This is a genomic window from Pedobacter sp. BS3 (assembly GCF_008274585.1).
Taxonomy (GTDB): Bacteria; Bacteroidota; Bacteroidia; order Sphingobacteriales; family Sphingobacteriaceae; genus Hufsiella_A.
In genome coordinates this window covers 956,001-973,715 of sequence record NZ_VTRT01000001.1, presented here as the reverse complement: position 1 = coordinate 973,715, position 17,715 = coordinate 956,001, and the positions used below count along the sequence as shown (strand labels likewise).

12 protein-coding genes are annotated in these 17,715 nt (G+C 43.7%); all 12 read left to right on the top strand.

The genetic code is table 11. The features are described 5' to 3' along the window. The first annotated feature begins 229 nt into the window (after window positions 1–229). Window positions 230–1,588: a sugar porter family MFS transporter gene (locus tag FW774_RS04215; RefSeq protein WP_149346875.1), complete on the top strand. Its 1,359-nt coding sequence runs from the start codon at window positions 230–232 to the stop codon at window positions 1,586–1,588. A gap of 6 nt (window positions 1,589–1,594) precedes the next feature. Beyond that, entirely contained in the window at window positions 1,595–2,962 is a 1,368-nt protein-coding gene (locus FW774_RS04210; RefSeq protein WP_149346874.1) for a hypothetical protein, read from the top strand. A 7-nt stretch (window positions 2,963–2,969) separates the two neighbouring features. Then, complete coding sequence (locus FW774_RS04205; protein WP_149346873.1) at window positions 2,970–4,097, top strand: carbohydrate kinase family protein; 1,128 nt, start codon at window positions 2,970–2,972, stop codon at window positions 4,095–4,097. A 141-nt stretch (window positions 4,098–4,238) separates the two neighbouring features. After that, window positions 4,239–5,501: an aspartate aminotransferase family protein gene (locus FW774_RS04200; protein WP_187774803.1), complete on the top strand. Its 1,263-nt coding sequence runs from the start codon at window positions 4,239–4,241 to the stop codon at window positions 5,499–5,501. 11 nt (window positions 5,502–5,512) lie between these two features. Next, window positions 5,513–6,946, top strand: coding sequence for a hypothetical protein (locus FW774_RS04195; RefSeq protein WP_149346871.1), 1,434 nt, complete (start codon window positions 5,513–5,515; stop codon window positions 6,944–6,946). 12 nt (window positions 6,947–6,958) lie between these two features. Then, entirely contained in the window at window positions 6,959–8,371 is a 1,413-nt protein-coding gene (locus FW774_RS04190) for a GH39 family glycosyl hydrolase (protein WP_149346870.1), read from the top strand. A gap of 1 nt (window position 8,372) precedes the next feature. Then, window positions 8,373–9,512 carry a glycerate kinase gene (locus tag FW774_RS04185; protein WP_149346869.1) on the top strand — a complete coding sequence of 380 codons (1,140 nt, stop codon included), beginning with the start codon at window positions 8,373–8,375 and terminating at the stop codon, window positions 9,510–9,512. A 176-nt stretch (window positions 9,513–9,688) separates the two neighbouring features. Then, window positions 9,689–13,009, top strand: a complete 3,321-nt coding sequence (locus FW774_RS04180; protein WP_149346868.1) for a SusC/RagA family TonB-linked outer membrane protein — start codon at window positions 9,689–9,691, stop codon at window positions 13,007–13,009. 11 nt (window positions 13,010–13,020) lie between these two features. After that, a complete protein-coding gene (locus FW774_RS04175; RefSeq protein WP_149346867.1) occupies window positions 13,021–14,757 on the top strand; it encodes a RagB/SusD family nutrient uptake outer membrane protein in 1,737 nt (578 codons plus the stop codon). 33 nt (window positions 14,758–14,790) lie between these two features. Further along, the gene (locus FW774_RS04170; protein WP_149346866.1) at window positions 14,791–15,588 is read left to right on the top strand and encodes a hypothetical protein; all 798 of its coding nucleotides are present in this window, start codon (window positions 14,791–14,793) and stop codon (window positions 15,586–15,588) included. A gap of 7 nt (window positions 15,589–15,595) precedes the next feature. After that, window positions 15,596–16,426, top strand: a complete 831-nt coding sequence (locus tag FW774_RS04165; RefSeq protein ID WP_149346865.1) for a class I fructose-bisphosphate aldolase — start codon at window positions 15,596–15,598, stop codon at window positions 16,424–16,426. Between the two features lie 26 nt (window positions 16,427–16,452). Beyond that, on the top strand, window positions 16,453–17,712 hold the full coding sequence (locus tag FW774_RS04160) for a BACON domain-containing protein (RefSeq protein ID WP_149346864.1): 1,260 nt from the start codon (window positions 16,453–16,455) through the stop codon (window positions 17,710–17,712). The last annotated feature ends 3 nt before the right edge of the window (window positions 17,713–17,715 follow it).

Below are 17,715 nucleotides of genomic sequence, written 5' to 3'. Positions count from 1 at the left end.
TAAATTGCTATTAAACCAATGGTATTGGATTGTATATTGCAAATATAGTGTTATTTTTTTGAATTATGGTGGTTTCTTGCCGTGACAATCTGCAATAATTTTGGGTATACTAAAATAAGAAAGACAGGATAGGGTGTACCCTGACAGTCTTTGAGGTAAAATAATATCTTATTGTAACTAGTGCTATATATAAACAGTTTTTGTGCGATAAATTATGATATAACTCTATATGAAAATCAATTTATGGTATATTTTAAGGGTGGCTTTGGTCGCATCAGTGGGTGGATTTCTTTTTGGCTTTGATCTGGTCATTATCTCCGGTGCATTACCCTTTCTAACGGCTGAATTTGAACTGCCTGAAGCATTGCAAGGCCTGGCTGTAAGTAGTGCGATTTTAGGCTGCATAGTTGGCCCCCTGGGAGGGTTATGGTTTGCCGATCGTTGGGGACGAAAGAAGACGCTGATGTTTGCCGGAGTACTTTTTGTGATAAGTACGATTGGCTGTACATTTTCTCTGGGTATCTGGGATTTTTCTTGTTATCGTTTCTTTGGGGGATTAGGTATCGGTCTGGCTATGATTTCGTCACCGATATATATAGCCGAATTGGCCCCGGCTCATTTGCGGGGTGTACTGGTGAACGTCAATCAATTATCTAATGTCATTGGGATCAATATTGCCGCGGTTTCCTGTTATTTTTTCTCCTTTGATGGATGGGGCTGGCGCTGGATGATGATGTCACAGATTGTTCCTGCTATGTTTTTGATTATTGGGCTGCTCAGTATTCCTGAGAGCCCACGCTGGCTGGTGATGAACGGTAAATTGAAATTGGCCGAAAAAATACTATCCAAAATCAATGGGCAGGAGATGGCTACTGTCGAAATACAGCGGATCACCGAAAGTATGTCTGAGGAAAAAGGAAATTTCAAGGATCTTTTATCGCCCGGTATCAAAAGTGCCCTGATAGTCGCTATCCTTTTGATGATTCTTCAGCAAATCAATGGTGTCAATATGCTGTTGCTTTACGCACCTACTATCATGGCGAGTGCCGGTGTGACCGTGGGCTCACACGCTATTTTGAGTTCGCTCCCAGTGTATGTATTTATTCTTATCAGTACGTTGATTTCGTTTCCTCTTATCAAGGTTTTGAACAGGCGCACGTTACTGATCTGGAGTGTGGTTTTTATGGGGATCGGCCATATCGTGATGGCGTTAAATTTCCAACAGGGCTGGCCGCCTATGTATACGTTGATTCCTATGCTTATCGGGACTAGTGCATTTACATTGGGATTGGCTCCTTTGGGCTGGATTATTATTTCGGAGATCTTTCCGAACCGAATACGGGCTAAGGCAACTGCCGTTGTTTGTTTCTTTCTGTATTTGTCTTCATTTATTACAGCGCAATTCTTTCCTATGCTTAATCAATGGTTTAATGATCTATACGGAAACAGAGCCGGTGTATATTGGATGTTTGCGATAATATGCCTTTTAGGGGCTCTTTTTTGCTGGCTCAAGGTGCCGGAGACAAAAGGTGTCAGCCTGGAAAATATCAGTGAATTCTGGAGAAATAGAAATAGTAAAAACAAATAAAAAATAATGATAGGTAAAATTGATAGAAAAGTTGGTTTTGTATCCTTTGGAGAGGTTAATTCACCCAAAAAACTCATTGCTGAGATGTCTGACAAGGCTCTGCGGGGGATCCATAGCCTTGGGTATCAGATTGTTACAACAGGTCTGGTGACAGATGATGAACGAGGAGAAGATGTATTGCGGGCACAGGAGGAGTTAGCACAGGAGAAATTTGATGTGCTGATTATATGTTTGAGTGGATGGATACCCTCACATACTGTCATTTCGATCACGGACAAATACAGACATCTGCCAATCGTGCTGTGGGGGCTTGCCGGAGAAAAGCCAAACGGGCATATTGTAACTACCGCCGCTCAGGCAGGTACTTCGGCGTTGCGTAAAGTATTTCAGGATTTAGGTTACAAGTTTATTTATCTGTACAATATCATTGGCAGCCCTTCGCCGCTATCAAAAATAGAAAGTTTTATCACAGCAGCTTTTGCCGGTAAAAACCTGCGAGACTCTAGAATAGGAATGATGGGGTTCAGGGATATGAGACTCTATAATACGTTGTATGAAGGAATATCCCTTAAAAAGAATCTGGGGATTGAAGTTGAATTTTTTGAAATGCTGGAAGTGGTTTCGCTAAGCGAAAAAATAAACGCAGATGAGGTTCAGGTTGTCTTGGATAAGATAAAATCGGCCTGGGAGTTTTTAGGGGAAATGGATAAAGATTTTTTAAAACGAGGTATAACTTATTATCTGGCTATTAAGCAGATCGCAGACGAAAGGGGTCTGGATGCGATTTCTTTGAAAGATGTGGATGGTATGAAAAAGATATTGGGGTTTCCTCCGGCTTTTGTCTTTATGCTGCTTGCCGACGAGGCCGGTTTTTGTACTATTCCTGAGAATGATGTGATGGGAGCTGTGACACAGCTTGTCGTCAAACAGCTTACAGGGCAATGTGCGGCTTACCTGGAGTTTTACGAATACTTTGAAGATAGCGTGCTGATGGGCGTTCCTGATTATGTTCCACAGGAGGTTGTAGAGGGCGGCATACGGGTGCTGCCTGCCGCGTTTGGCCAGATAAGTGGAGGGTTACTCAATGTTTCTGCCATGAAAGAGGGCGGGCTGACGATTGCGAGAATTTCTAATACGGGTTCTGACTATACAATGCACATCGCCTATGGACAGGGTGAGCGTTGTTCCTGGGAAGAGGCTGGTTGGACGCAACCTGCGCCGCAGTTGCCAAGCCTGCTCGTGAAACTGGAAACTCCGGTCGAACAATTTGTAAAACATATCTCAGGCCAGCATTATATTTTGGCCTATGGGGATTACAGAAACCAGTTTGTTGATTTCTGTGAGTTGAATGATATAGCTGTGGTATTACACTAATCAAGATATGATGGACAACAGTGAATCTTTTGATGTCTTTGTGTGTGGGTATATCTGTGTGGATATGTTGCCTGTATTCAAAAAAACATACCGTATCCCTACGCCTCCAAAGGAGTTTTTCAGACCAGGAATGCTGGTGGAATTGGACGGAATGGCTTTTACAGTAGGTGGTGTTGTGGGCAATACGGGGCTGGTTTTGCATAGAATCGGGAAGAAGGTTGTTTTGAATGGTGTGGTAGGTGACGATCATTTAGGCCAGTTTCTGACTGCCCGTCTGAATGAAATACAGATTGAGAGCGACATGAAGAAAATCCAGTATGCAGGAACTTCCTTTGGTCTGGTGCTTTCTCCTCCGGGTAATGACAGGATGTTCTTGGAATATCCCGGATGTAGTCATCTTTTTGATCTTGATTGTGTCAATTTTCAGCAGGTAGCCAAGAGCAAAATACTTCATTTCGGCTACTTACCGCTTATGCAGAAATTTTACAGAAATGGAGGAGAAGATCTGATCAAGCTGCTGGACTATGCCCGGCAGCACGGTACAGTGACTTCTATGGATTTATGTTTACCGGATGAGCACGTGGGATCGGGAGAAATAAGATGGAGAGATATTTTGCACAATGTCCTGCCATATACAGACATTATCGCCCCAAGCATCGAAGAGATTTTATACATGCTGATGCCTGACTTGTATCAGGAATTGGTTGCTATGTATGGTGGAAGCAATTTAATAGACTTTATCCCTAATGAAACAGTGCAGGAAATCGGACGGCAACTGTTGGGCTTCGGTGCAAAAATTGTCATGATCAAGCTGGCCCATAAAGGCATATATATGGTTACAGGAGATGCGCAAGATATACTGGATTTGGGAGAAGAATGGACAGATCAGGAGATATTTTGTAAAGCATACGCTGTTGAGGATACACGCTTTGTGAATGCCTCCGGAGCAGGAGATTCGGCCGTAGCGGTATTTTTAGCAGCATTGCTCCATCGAAAAAAACCATTAGAGGCTCTCAAACTGGCGGCCATGGCAGGAAAAGAAAGCCTGTATTGCCTGGATCTAAGTGATGAATTCCCAGATCTAAATAATATTGAGCAGCAGGTAGCATTAGAAAATACAGTAATAACCTTATAAAAAGACATTTAATTCAATATGATGAAGACTTTAGAAGTAAACAAAGATTGGTGGAGAGAAAGTGCCCGTCAGATACCTCAGATTGTTCAGGCCCCTCCTGGGCCGGTTTCGAAGCGGATGCATGCGAACACGGCAAAGTACATGAGAGGACTAAGCGGTCAGGTAAATTTATTCCCCGTGTGTTTTGAAAGCGGGCATGGTATCTCTCTGATCGATTCGGACGGTAATCGTTACCTGGATTTTTCTTCGGGGATCTATGTAACTTCCCTGGGCCACTGTCATCCCAAAATTTCAGAAGCGATAGCCCATTGGGCAAACCGCTTGATGAACATGCATGATTTCACCACACCTGTAAAGGAAAAATTGATGGAAAAGATGGCAGCTATCCTGCCTAAAGGATTGACGTCTATCCAACTGTTCAGTGACGGAGCTACGGCGGTAGAAGCCGGTATTCGGGCGGCTCGTGCCATTACGGGCAAGCATGAATTTATATCATGTTTCCGTGATTTCCATGGCAAAACAATGGCAGCCGTAAGCTGCGGGCAGATGATTAGAGGCGATGTACACAGTTATGGGCCGACCAGAGCTCCCGGGTTCTATATGGTGCCCCGTCCTGATCCGTATAGACCTATCTGGACAAAAGCAGATGGTAGCCTGGATACGGACGCTTATATCAGGTTCTATGAGCAGTTTATTCAGGAAGCAACGGTAGGCAATTTGGCCGCATTTGTACTTGAGCCGGCACAAGGGTGGGCCGGGTCTATTTTTCCGCCGGATGATTTTTTTCCGAAACTTAGACAGCTATGTGATAGATTGGGAGTGCTCTTGTTTGATGACGAAGTGCTTGCCGGTATGGGAAGAACAGGGGAATGGCTGACGATGAACCATTGGAATGTAGTACCTGATATTGTCACTTTCGGAAAATCATTTGGAAACGGATTCCCTGTAACTGCACTCGTTGTCAAAGACGAATATGCGGAGGCTATGGATAAGATATCAGGCTCATCAAGTTATGGAGGCAACCCTATGGCCTGTGCCGCCGCCCTGGCCTCGCTAGAAGTCATCGAAGAGGAAGGTCTTTTGGAAAATGTGAGAAATGTTAGTGCCAAGATGATGGTGCGTATGCGTGAAATGATGGACAGGCATCCTATTATAGGCGATGTGAAAGGTAAAGGCTTTCTTTTGGGCATTGAGCTCGTGAAAGACAAAAAGACGAAAGAACCTTTTGCAAAGGCCGGAGAACTGGTGTACCAAAAGGCTTTTCGTAAAGGGCTTGCCTGGATACCTGCAGGACATATTTTAAGGATGTCGCCACCTTTGATAACGGATGAGGCCTATGCCATGATGGGACTGGAGATCATAGAGGAGGCCATATCCGAAGTAGAAAAAGAATATGGATACTAACGATGTGTACGATGTTTACAACAGGTAAAATATATACCGGATGGAGTGAGATCGACATCACGCCTGAGAGGGCTGTCCCTTTGTTTGGACAGTATTACGAACGCTTATCTAAATATGTTCAGAGCAATCTGACAGCTACGGCTCTGGCTTTAGAATCTATCGCCGTAGACGGCGCTAAAGAGCAGGCGATCATGATTTCGATCGACCTGTTGTGGTGTACCGCCGAAATTCAATGTTGTGTGCGGAAACAGGTTGCGGATAGGCTGGAGGGGTTTGATGCCAATAAGTTGCTCATTTTCGCTACCCATACACATTCGGGGCCTGAGCCGGATGCAAAAAGTGAATATGGTACCATGCTGATAGACAAGCTGACCGAGGCCGCTGTTACGGCATGGCACAACCGGACGGCAAGTGGAGGTCTCCAATCCTGTCTGACTTATGTGCCGGTTGGGCACAATAGACGGGTACAGTATGCAGATGGATCTACCGAGATGTATGGAGAAGTGAATCGGGAAGATTATATAGGCATTGAAGGACCGGGTGATTCTTCTATGGACTTGCTGTTCTGTAGGGATAGTAAGGGAGATTTGGAAGGTATCATTGTAAATATTCCATGTCCGGCGCAGGTAACGGAAGCCAAAGACTACATATCGGCAGACTACTGGCATGAGGTGCGGAAGGTGTTGCGAGAGCGATTCTCCAAAGCGTTGTATGTGCTGGCGCAATGTGGTGCAGCTGGTGATCTCTCTCCCCGCGATTTGACAAGAGGCTATAAGGCCGATGAACCGAATATGTGGGAAGCGGAAGGAACTGTAGCGTTGGGAAAAAGAATCGGAGATGTGATTTTTGAAGCCTATTCCAACTTAGGCAAGCGTGAACGGGAGGCTATCGTTTTTAAACATATCGTCTGCACATTGGATATTCCCTTGCGTAGCATATCTCCCGAAGCCTATGCCGAATCACTGTCCATCGTCAGGGAAATCAAATCCAGGGAACCCGAAGACAAGAATTCTCCCGGAACAGCATGGAACAGGTTCCTGGCAGAAATCAAGTCTAACGAAAAGGTAAAACGACATGGGCCATGGGATAATAAAAAAAGTGACTATGCTATTCTTCGGAAGAAAGAGTTGGAAGTAGAACAATACAAAATCCATCCTATACAGAAAATCTATAAAGCTGAAATCCACGTGCTTAGGCTGGGCGATATTGTATTTGCTACAAATCCTTTCGAGCTGTTTGTGGATTATGGCTTTATGATTAAAGGAAGAGGTGCATCAAAGCAAATATTTGTCGTTCAGTTGTGCGGTGATTATGCAGATTATCTTCCTACAAAGAGAGCTTTGGCAGGAGGGGGGTATAGTGCGATGGCTACTATGGTCGGTGATGATGGGGGGAAGGTGCTGGTAAACAATACTGTCAGGATTATAAATGAATTATTTAGATAGGAGGAACTATATATGAAGATTTTTATCTACTTGTTTTTATATCTGCTTCCTTTTTCTGTTTGGGCGATTGGAAAAGATACTGTCTGGACGATTGATTTGCAGGAAAACATCGGAAAGATCAAGCCCTTGCACGGAGTGAATGGCGGTCCTTTTTATTATAGCAGGCATCAGGAGCCCATAGCGGAATATCATAAGGGGGCAGGGTTTCCTTATACACGGCTTCATGATGCCAACTGGCCTCATCCTGATGTCGTGGATGTGCCTGCCATCTTTCCGGATTTTGACGCCAATCCTAATGACCCGAAAAATTACTATTTCAAAAAAACGGATGATTATCTGCAACCTATCCTAAAAAACAAATCTGAGATTATATTCAGGCTCGGCGTAAGCATAGAGCACGTAACCAAATATCATTTGTCGCCTCCGTCAGATTATGCCAAATGGGTACGGGTCTGTACGCAAATCATCAGGCATTACAATGAAGGATGGGCAGATGGTTTTCATTACAATATCAGGTATTGGGAGATATACAATGAACCTGATAACAAACCGTGCTGGACGGGTACACAAGATGAGTTCTTCGACTTTTTTAAAGTTGCAGCCAAAGGCCTGAAAAAATACAATGCGAAATTGAAGATAGGAGGTCCGGCTTTTACGAATATTAATTCGTCATGGGTTATACCGTTTCTGAAGTACTGCCAGCAAAACCAGGTACCGCTTGATTTTTTCAGCTGGCATGCCTATTATGCAAAAACGGATTCGCTTGTCCGGGATGCACAGATTGCCAGAAACTTGTTGGATAAGTACGGCTATAACAAGACAGAAAGTCACTTAAATGAATGGCATTATTTAAGATCGGGGTGGCAATATATTTTTCCGGGAGCCTCTTCTACAAGAGCGATTTACGATAATCTCCAAAACGAATATGATTTGATGAAAGGGCCCGAAGGAGCTGTTTTTTCTGCAAACGTGTTGATGAAGCTACAGGATAGCCCTGTCGATGTAGCCAATTTTTTTGCAGCAGATTATAACCCTTTGAGCATGTTCAGTTATTATGGTGTGCCATCAAAGGTGTATTACGCCTTTAAGCAATTCAATACCTTGTTTATGTATCACAATCGTGTAGGCTGCAAGAGTAGTGAACCGGATCGTACAGTAACGATATGTGCAGGTAAAAATGCAGACAGTTCTTCGGTTGGCGTGCTGTTGACAAATAGTCGGGGTTCAAAAATAAAAAGGCAGATCAGGTTTGAAAACCTCCAGAATAATATCAGGTATGATGTAGAGGTGTATGCTACCGATCAAGATAAAAATATGCAGCCTGTGTCCGCCGTGAAAGGATTTAAAGCCGGTGATGTACTGGATCTTAATATCGACGGTATGTCTGTCTTGCTGATAGAATTGAAAAAAGAGAGCCAGAAATAAAATGTATAAGATCATCATTGCACCCAATAGTTTTAAAGAGGGGCTGCCTGCAGATGAAGTGGCATACGCTATTCAGCAAGGATTGTCCGAAAGCGTGCTGGACCATGTGAGTCACGTTATTCCGATTGGCGACGGGGGAGATTATACGGGGAGATTATTGACCGATTTTTTCAAGGGCAGGCATTGCTCTTTTCGGGTGACGGGTGCATACGGTGAGATGGTGAATGCGTGGTACGGATTGATCGATGATGGGCAAACAGCCGTACTGGAGATTGCAGAGACATCGGGATTTGGAACAATACGAGGAGGCGTGAAAATAACGCCTTTAGAAGCGTCCACCAAGGGGCTGGGGGAACTCATAAACCATGTTCTGTCCTTGGGTATTTCTGATATGATCTTATGCTTGGGTGGGTCAGCTACAGTGGACGGTGGTGTGGGGATGTTGGCCGAGTTAGGTGTCTCTTTTTGGGGTCGTAGTGGTAGAGAGATTGCTCCAAGGCCGGTCAACTATTTTGAAGTAGACCGTTTAGATGTGACATGCTTACACCGGAGAATGCGTCATTGTAAGATCCGGGTTTTATGTGATGTTAACAACACACTGTTGGGAGAATTGGGAGCAGCTCCTGTATTTGGACCACAAAAAGGAGCCACTCAGGAAGAGGTAATTTTTTTGGAAAAGTTTCTGGAGAAATTTAATGAGGATACGCTCAAATGTATGGGCGAATCGTTGGCAGACCACGAATGCGGCGGGGCGGCGGGAGGTGTTGCAGCGGCATGTAAGGTATATCTACAGGCCGAACTGCTTTATGGTGCACAATATTTTTGCGAGATGGTGAAATTATGCGAAGCTATCTCAACAGCTAATATATTGATTACAGGAGAGGGGTGTATTGATATGCAGTCTTTGGGCGGAAAGGCTCCGGTTGTTGTTGCACGAATAGCAAAAAGCAAGCATGTACCTGTCATAGGTTTGGCCGGGAAGGTAACACGAACCGTTGTAGAAGAGTTACAAGAGGTCTTTGATGGACTATTCAGTATTGGGAACGAGCCCGAATGCAGGGAAGAAGCGCTGAAAAATACACGGGAAAATTTAATAAGGACTTCCAAACAAATAGGAAATCTATTAGCGATAAAAAACTGAATGTTAAACCATCAAAAGAGTGTGTTCTAATAAAAAATGACAGTATAGGAAAAAATAAACCCTATCATCCAGGATGATAAGGTCGATAAAAATACTGCCCGAAATTCTGTACAAAAACTAAGGCAGTGAATTGTAAATCAAAAACTTAAGTGAATTGTAAATCAAAAACTTAAATAATGAAAATCTTAGATAAAGTAATAAAGTGTATTCAATCAAAACACAATGTCATCGGCTTGACATTACTTGTGTTTCAATTCTGTACGACTACTTTATATAGCAAAGATAATATTTCTAACCGTAATACTTTGTTTTTTCAGCGGGATGGGAAAATAATGGGATATATTACTGATGTCAAAAATGAAAAACTGGTGGGCGCCAGTATCCGCATAAAGGAATTGAACCTATCCACGAGCTCGAATATAAATGGTTATTTTGAAATAAAAGTTCCCCATGGGACTTATTCGGTCGAGGTAAGTTATGTGTCCTATCAAAAAGCCTTGAAGTCAAATATAGTAGTAGGAGATAAGGCGGTACAATTAAATTTTGTATTGGAAGAAGATGAGGCTACAGGATTAAAAGAGGTTGTGGTAGTAGGGTTTGGACGGGCGAAAAAGGAAAGCCTGGTAGGTGCTATCGCAAGCATAGATGTTTCTTCTCTGCAAGAACGTCCGCTGGTTGATGCGGGATCCCTGTTGCAGGGAGTAAGTCCTGGTTTGAATATTGTACGTTCTACAGGTAAAATCGGTGCAGATGCACGGATCAATATCCGGGGATTTACCTCCATTAACGGTGGTTCTCCTCTGGTCATCATAGATGGATTTGAGGGGGATATCAATAATCTGAATGTCAATGATATTGCTACAATTAGTGTGTTGAAAGATGCAGGTGCATCCGCTATATATGGAGCAAGAGGAGCCTATGGGGTTATTTTGATTACTACGAAAAATGCACAACAAGGCAAGATGGCCATAGATGTTAATATTTCAAGCTCCTTGAATACGCCTACGGTTAATACGGATTTTCTTACGGATCCTTACCAGGCGATTCAGTTGATTGACGAAGCCCATAAAACAGCCACTGGAGCTACATTTAGCCAATACACAGATGCTGACTATGAGGCTTTGAAAGAGGTTTCTGAAAAACCTTATTTGGCCAGGGTTATCATAGCTAATCGTAATGGCAGGGATCAATGGGTTCATTATGGACATACCGATTGGTGGGACTATTTTAACCGTAAATGGTCTCCTTCTCAACAATACAGTGGTTCTGTTTCAGGTGGAAACGAACAGCTTAAAAGTTTTTTTTCTTTTCAGCACTTCAATTCACTGGGTATCCTTAAGGTACAGGATGATACCTATCAGCGGGATAATTTAAGAGGGAAGTTCGAAATTAAGGTCAATAACTGGTTAAAATTTACAAACAATTCCCAATATTTCTCTTCAAAGGATTTGATCCATAGAGGAGCGGATGATGGAACGTGGGGTGGCGACAACGATATCATCGGCTGGGGATCGACCATGGCCCCGCCGTTTTATATGCCTGTCAATCCTGATGGCACAGCTTTCTATAAGACAGGCTTAAATCAATATACCATTTCAGGCGGAAGATACGCATCGGCATTATATGGCAAAGCCATTGGCCAGACGGATGAGTCTGAATATTCGAATTTCCTGACGGCAGATGTGTCGCCATTCAAAGGTTTTAAGGTGACAGGGAGTTATTCATTTCGCCAAAATCATAATGAATCTTTTCAGAGATCAACGAAAATCCCGTACTCACTGTATCCGGGAGAGATTGACTATGTGGGTGTAGATGAACTTTCCGAGTATCGTACAACGAGCAATTATAATGCGGTCAACCTATATGCAGATTATACGGTCACTCTGCACAAGCACAATTTAAAAGGGCTTTTGGGATTCAATCAGGAGCAATTTTCCACGAAAAATATCAGTGCGAGCAAGCAGGACAACATTTCTGATGATCTGAATTCACTGAATCTGGCCAGTGGCGTGCCTGAGAATTCGGGAGATGGAGGAGAGTGGGCTTTGCGGGGAATTTTCTATCGCTTGTCTTATGACTATATGGGCAAGTATCTTCTCGAACTGAACGGGAGGTATGATGGTACGTCCAGGTTTCCCAAAAATTCAAGGTGGGGGTTTTTCCCGTCAACCTCTGCGGGATGGGTTGTAAGCAAAGAACATTTTATGGAAGGAGCATCAGATTGGCTCAGCCTGTTCAAGATCAGAGGATCCTATGGATCGTTGGGCAATCAGAATATTGGCAATTATGTGTATTACTCCTTGCTTGCCAAAGGCGTCAATACGGGGTACGCACTTGACGGGCAACACCTGGATTACGTAGGATCGCCGGCACTTACGCCTCTGGATATCACGTGGGAGAAAGTGACCACTTCCAATGTAGGCCTGGATTTGTCGTTTTTCAAGGACAGGCTCAGTATCAATGGCGATCTGTTCAGGAGAGACACCAAAGGTATGCTGACACAGAGTGCCATGCTGCCAAGTGTGTTAGGGACAAGCTCACCTCTGGCCAATGCTGCCGATCTGCGTACGAATGGCTTTGAAATTTCTTTGGGCTATAAGGATCAATTTAATCTGGGCGGAAAACCGTTTCACTTTGGCTTATCCGCTAATCTGTCCAATACAAAGACTAAGATTACCCATTTTGATAACCCTGCAAAAAGCCTGTTGGACTACTACACAGGTATGACTATCGGCGAAATATGGGGCTATCATATAGAAGGTTTGTTCCAATCGCCGGAAGATATAGCGAATCATGCCAATCAACAATTGGTGGCAGCAAGACAGATTAATACCGGAGGGCTACAGCCGGGAGATGTAAAATATGCCGACCTGGACGGTGATATGCGGATCAGCCCGGGAGCTAATACGGTAGATAATCCGGGCGACCGCAGGATTATAGGTAATAGTGTTCCACAATATCTGTATGGACTCCGTCTGGAGGCTTCATGGAACGGTATAGATGTATCGGCTTTTTTCAATGGAGTAGGCAAGCAAGATTGGTATCCGCATACCAATGCCCGCATTTTCTGGAATGTGTATTCACAATCGTATTCTTCATTTATACGCAAGGATATGCTTAATGATATGTGGTCTCCCGAAAATCCAAATGCTTATTTCCCCCGTCTTTGGGGCTTCATCGCATTCAATGATAACGCTACACTTTCTACCGTCAACGACAGATATTTGCAGGATATTTCTTATCTGAGGCTGAAGAACCTTACCATAGGATACACCTTGCCCTCAAAATGGATTATCAAGGGAGGGTTGAAGCGTGCAAGATTATTTTTTAGTGGAGAGAACTTGCTGACACTTACAAAGCTTACCAAGTACGTTGATCCGGAAGCTGCGGGTAGTACGGTGAATTTTAATCAGGTGAGTGCATCAGCTTATCGAAGCGCCGCACTGGTTACACCTTTTATGGCAAGTTACTCTTTTGGTATTTCATTACAGTTTTAATTGAATTGATTATGTTAGGTAAAAAGGAAATTATATCGATCCTGTCATGTGTCTTACTGATGGGATGTAAGGATAGTTATCTGGATAAGATTCCGGTAGCGTCAGTTTCTGGAGAAACCTTTTTTAACAAAGCCCGAGATCTGGAATTGTTTACGAACGGTTTCTATCAGATGCTGCCGGATGGAGTGACCATATATTCCGGCGATGCCCGGGCGGCAAATGTTGTTCACTTTACGCTTTCACAGGAAGTGTTGGGAACGCGAACCGTACCTACATCGGGAGGAGGATGGACCTGGGGATATTTGCGGGATATCAATTATTTTTTGGCAAACTATGAAAAAGTTCCCGATGAAGCCGCTAAACGCCACTATGGCGGGGTTGCACGGTTTTTTAGGGCTTATTTCTATTTTGATAAGCTAAAACGCTTTGGAGATGTCCCATGGTACGATTATGTTATTGACCCTTCGGATGTCCAAAGCTTAAGGAAATCGAGAAGTCCGAGGCGGTATATCGTAGACAAGATACTGGAAGACCTGGATTGGGCCATCCAGAATTTGAACGAGGAGGTAAAACCCTATACGATTACCAAATATACGGCATTGGCCCTGGAGTCTCGCGTAGCATTATACGAGGGTACCTACATGAAGTATAGAAATATTTCGGGATATGAGCCTTATCTAGAGAAGTGTGCGGAAGCATCCCTCGAGTTAATGCTCAATTCGCCCTATGGGATATATACCACGGGCCATCCCGACGAGGATTATGCAACGCTCTTCAATTCATTGGATGCAAAGACGGAGGAGGTTATTTTGAGCAGGCAATACGATGAGGCCCTGGCTGTTAGGCATGCCGCTAACTATTATTCGCTGACGACTTCCAATGTAAGGCCTGGTATGCCTAAAGATATGGTAAATAGTTACCTGAAAAGTGATGGGAGCCGTTTTACAGATCAGCCGAATTTTAACCGGATTTTCTTTACGCAAGAGGTGGCCAATAGAGATCTGCGTCTGTCCCAGACCATACGTACACCTGGCTATACCCGAAAGGGATCTACGCAGGCGTTAGTACCCAATCTGGGCGCAACCGTTACAGGCTATCAGGTAACCAAGTATGTAACAGAGCCTATATATGATGGAGATAACCGATCGGTTAATGATTTGCCGCTTTTTAGGTACGCCGAAGTATTGTTGAACTATGCCGAAGCAAAGGCAGAGCTGGGAACCATTACGCAGGGTGATATAGATCGGTCGATAAAACGGTTACGTGATCGGGTTAATATGCCCAATCTTAACCTGGCCTTATCCAATGCTACGCCCTGCCCGTATATAGGTGCTCAATACCCCAATGTAAAGGGAGCATATAAGGGGGTCATTTTAGAGATAAGACGGGAGAGAAGAATAGAGCTTTATATGGAGAATTTCCGTTGGGATGATATTGTGCGGTGGAAGTCGGGTCAGACACTGACACAGCCTATTCGTGGAATATATTTCCCGGGGGCAGGTTCATACGATATGGATGGCAACGGTACAACCGATGTAGTGTTGTATTCGGGCAGTGCTCCGGCACAGGTGCCAGGTGTACAGTATTACAATCTGAGCAGTGAATTTGTGTTGGATAATAATGGTCTTAAAGATCCGCATCCCACTTTCAACAACAGGAGTTTTAACGAGACCAGGGACTATCTGTACCCTGTTCCGACTGTAGAGCTACAGTTAAATACAAATCTGACACAGACCCAGGGATGGTAAAAGTCTATAAATGTTTTACTAAAAAATAAAAAGATGAAAATTAAATTGTTGATCATATCTTTTTTTTGGTTATGCTTCGTATTAGCTTGTAAAAAGGATACAGATACCACAAAAGCGGAACTGGATGCTCCGGTTTTAGAAGGGTACGAAGCCCGTGAGATCATAACCTGCGAAGGTACTTACCCTATGCACCTGCAAGGTATTGCCCGTGACGAGAACAATATGTTTTGGTGTTATACCAATCAGTTGGTCAAGACAGATATGCACGGGAAAGTTTTGAAGAAGATCGATGTCCCATACCATCACGGAGACTTGACTGTTGTCTCGGGCAAAGTATATGTAGCCGTTGGATTTGGAACGTGGAATAATATCAATGGCTTAGCAGATTCCTGGGTGTATGTGTATGATGCCGGTACCTTGGAGCGTCTGTCTACCTATCATATTCCCGAGGTGATTTACGGAGCGGGTGGAATAGTGAAACGAGGAGATAGTTTCTATGTAGTAGGCGGATTGCCCGAAGAGATTTTTGAAAATTATGTGTATGAGTACGATAGTGATTTCAACTTCAAAAAGAGATATATCGTTGAAAGCGGGTATACATCGCTCGGTATACAGACCATAGATTATCATGGGGGTGAGTTTTGGGTAGGTTGTTATGGCAATATCGGACTTATACGGCTGACCAATGATTTTAAAATCGCGGGTTGGGGGCCTTTTGATGCCTCTATTGGAATAGCCAGCATATCCGACAGCGAGCTTCTGATTGGAAAAGACTCGGGAAACGATAATCTGGGGTATGCAGGGGAAGCTATTGATTATATAAAAAAATAGATTAGCCATGAGAGAATTTAGGTTAAAAAGGCTATTTAATAGTCAGTCTGGAAATTGTTTTGATGTGGCCATTGACCATGGGTTTTTCAATGAGTACCCTTTTCTGGAAAGTATCGAAAACATCAATAAGGTAGTAGATACCTTGATATCGGCACGGCCGGATGCCATTCAGCTGACCGTAGGGCAAGCCCATTATTTACAGCGTATTCCAGGGAGGGAAAAGCCGTCTTTGGTTTTAAGGACTGATGTGGCGAATGTATATGGAAAAAAACTGCCCAGAAAGCTTTTCAGTTTGATGATAGACAACCCCGTAGAGCAAGCGCTTAAATTGGATGCGGCCTGTGTGGTGGTAAATTTATTCAGTATTCCCGATGAGCCTGAGGTGATGGAGGACTGCATCAAAAATATATTGCGTATAAAACCCGAAGCAGAGCGATATGGTATGCCCCTGATGATAGAGCCTTTGGTGTTTAGGCCCAATAGCGAGGCAGGGGGATACATGGTAGATGGAGACTTGTCGAAGATACTTCCCCTGGTAAGGCAAGGTGTAGAATTGGGTGCTGATATCATTAAAGCCGATCCAACAGATCAGATTGAAGACTATTACAAAGTAGTGGAAATAGCAGGTGAAATCCCTGTTCTTGTCAGAGGCGGAGGGAAAACAAGTGATCAGGATATCCTTGAAAGGACGTATAATCTAATGCAGCAAGGCGTGAGGGGAATCGTATATGGACGAAATGTGATCCAGCATCGTAATCCCCGGGGCATAACCAGGGCACTGATGGATATCGTTCATAAAAAGGCGAAGCCGGAAAACGTTGTCGATTTTTTGAGTTAGGATTTTTAACTATAAATTATAAAACCATGAAAAAAATTATCAACTTAAGTATAGCATCGTTGTTGCTAACTTTTTTCTCATGCTCAAAAGAGCATTTGGAACCATTTTTAAAGCAAGATCCGGAGAAGCTGATGTTTGATTATAAAGGGGCAAAGAGAATGTTTACGTTAAAGACGAACGAGGCATGGTCTGTTGATCTTGGCGGGGCGGATTGGATTACTGTGGATAAAATGAACGGACAGGGGGATAAAGACCAGTCTCAGGTGATTACCATTACAGTGGAGCGAAACACGGGAGATGAGCGGGAAGCAGCGCTCAAAATAATTACGGCTACGCAACAAAGCGTGATGATGGTCGAACAGGAAAGAGGTAAGATCACCTTCGGTACGCCATCTTTCACAGAACCCCTCATGCCTACGTACAGCCTGGACGGGATTTACCTTGTATTGCCTTATTCCAGAGGCGGTGTTCCAGATCCTGTATTGGTAACTACCCGGGTTAGTGGCACAGGCAGTGAGGGAGTGGTTGTTGCGGATGTTCAAGCAGATCTTACCGAAGAGACCGGTACAATCCGTATCCCATTGAGCGGGGTACCGGCCAAAAAGGGAGAAATACAATTTACCTTGAGCTTGTTGGGAGAAGAGGTAGTGGTGAACGCTGTCGTAGAAGGGAACGATGATCCGGTAGGAATGGTTTATCTGTCGCAGGATTTTAATTTGCTGGAGTTTGGGGGAGATCAGATTGCCAATACACCAGGTATAGCATTGGTGGCTTGGGATAAATTGGATGATAACGGCGTGTTGAAAGATATGCTTCCGGCAAATCCCCAATATAAAACCGTAGTTTCTTATGCCGATGGAAGCCAGGATTATTTCAGGTTTGTTCATCCTGCCTATCTGGCATTAAGAGGCTTGACAGGGTGGACGGGTTTGGATGTGTACGAACGCCCCGGTCATATCAAGTTAAATACCAGTGCAAGAAACGGAGGATATATTACTACACCTGCGTTGTCCCAAATTCAGGGTAAGGTAGCGGTTAAGGTAACGTTTTCGATGGCAAAAGCGAACAATAATGATACGTACGTAATTGTGGATGTTTTGGGTGCCGGCACTTTTGATGATGGCAGTACCAGCAAAGAACTTAATCCTCTATACCTGCAATGGGATAATAGAGAACTGGTTGTAGAGGGGGCAACGTCTGCTACATCTATTAGATTCAGCGCAAAAAATAATGTAGTTAATCCGGTGTTTTTATTGGATAATATTCAGGTTTTGAAAGAAAGATAAAAA

Coding starts and splice junctions, on each gene's coding strand:
- FW774_RS04215 (WP_149346875.1), top strand. CDS start 230: ATGAAAATCAATTTATGGTATATTTTAAGGGTGGCTTTGGTCGCATCA.
- FW774_RS04210 (WP_149346874.1), top strand. CDS start 1,595: ATGATAGGTAAAATTGATAGAAAAGTTGGTTTTGTATCCTTTGGAGAG.
- FW774_RS04205 (WP_149346873.1), top strand. CDS start 2,970: ATGATGGACAACAGTGAATCTTTTGATGTCTTTGTGTGTGGGTATATC.
- FW774_RS04200 (WP_187774803.1), top strand. CDS start 4,239: ATGAGAGGACTAAGCGGTCAGGTAAATTTATTCCCCGTGTGTTTTGAA.
- FW774_RS04195 (WP_149346871.1), top strand. CDS start 5,513: ATGTTTACAACAGGTAAAATATATACCGGATGGAGTGAGATCGACATC.
- FW774_RS04190 (WP_149346870.1), top strand. CDS start 6,959: ATGAAGATTTTTATCTACTTGTTTTTATATCTGCTTCCTTTTTCTGTT.
- FW774_RS04185 (WP_149346869.1), top strand. CDS start 8,373: ATGTATAAGATCATCATTGCACCCAATAGTTTTAAAGAGGGGCTGCCT.
- FW774_RS04180 (WP_149346868.1), top strand. CDS start 9,689: ATGAAAATCTTAGATAAAGTAATAAAGTGTATTCAATCAAAACACAAT.
- FW774_RS04175 (WP_149346867.1), top strand. CDS start 13,021: ATGTTAGGTAAAAAGGAAATTATATCGATCCTGTCATGTGTCTTACTG.
- FW774_RS04170 (WP_149346866.1), top strand. CDS start 14,791: ATGAAAATTAAATTGTTGATCATATCTTTTTTTTGGTTATGCTTCGTA.
- FW774_RS04165 (WP_149346865.1), top strand. CDS start 15,596: ATGAGAGAATTTAGGTTAAAAAGGCTATTTAATAGTCAGTCTGGAAAT.
- FW774_RS04160 (WP_149346864.1), top strand. CDS start 16,453: ATGAAAAAAATTATCAACTTAAGTATAGCATCGTTGTTGCTAACTTTT.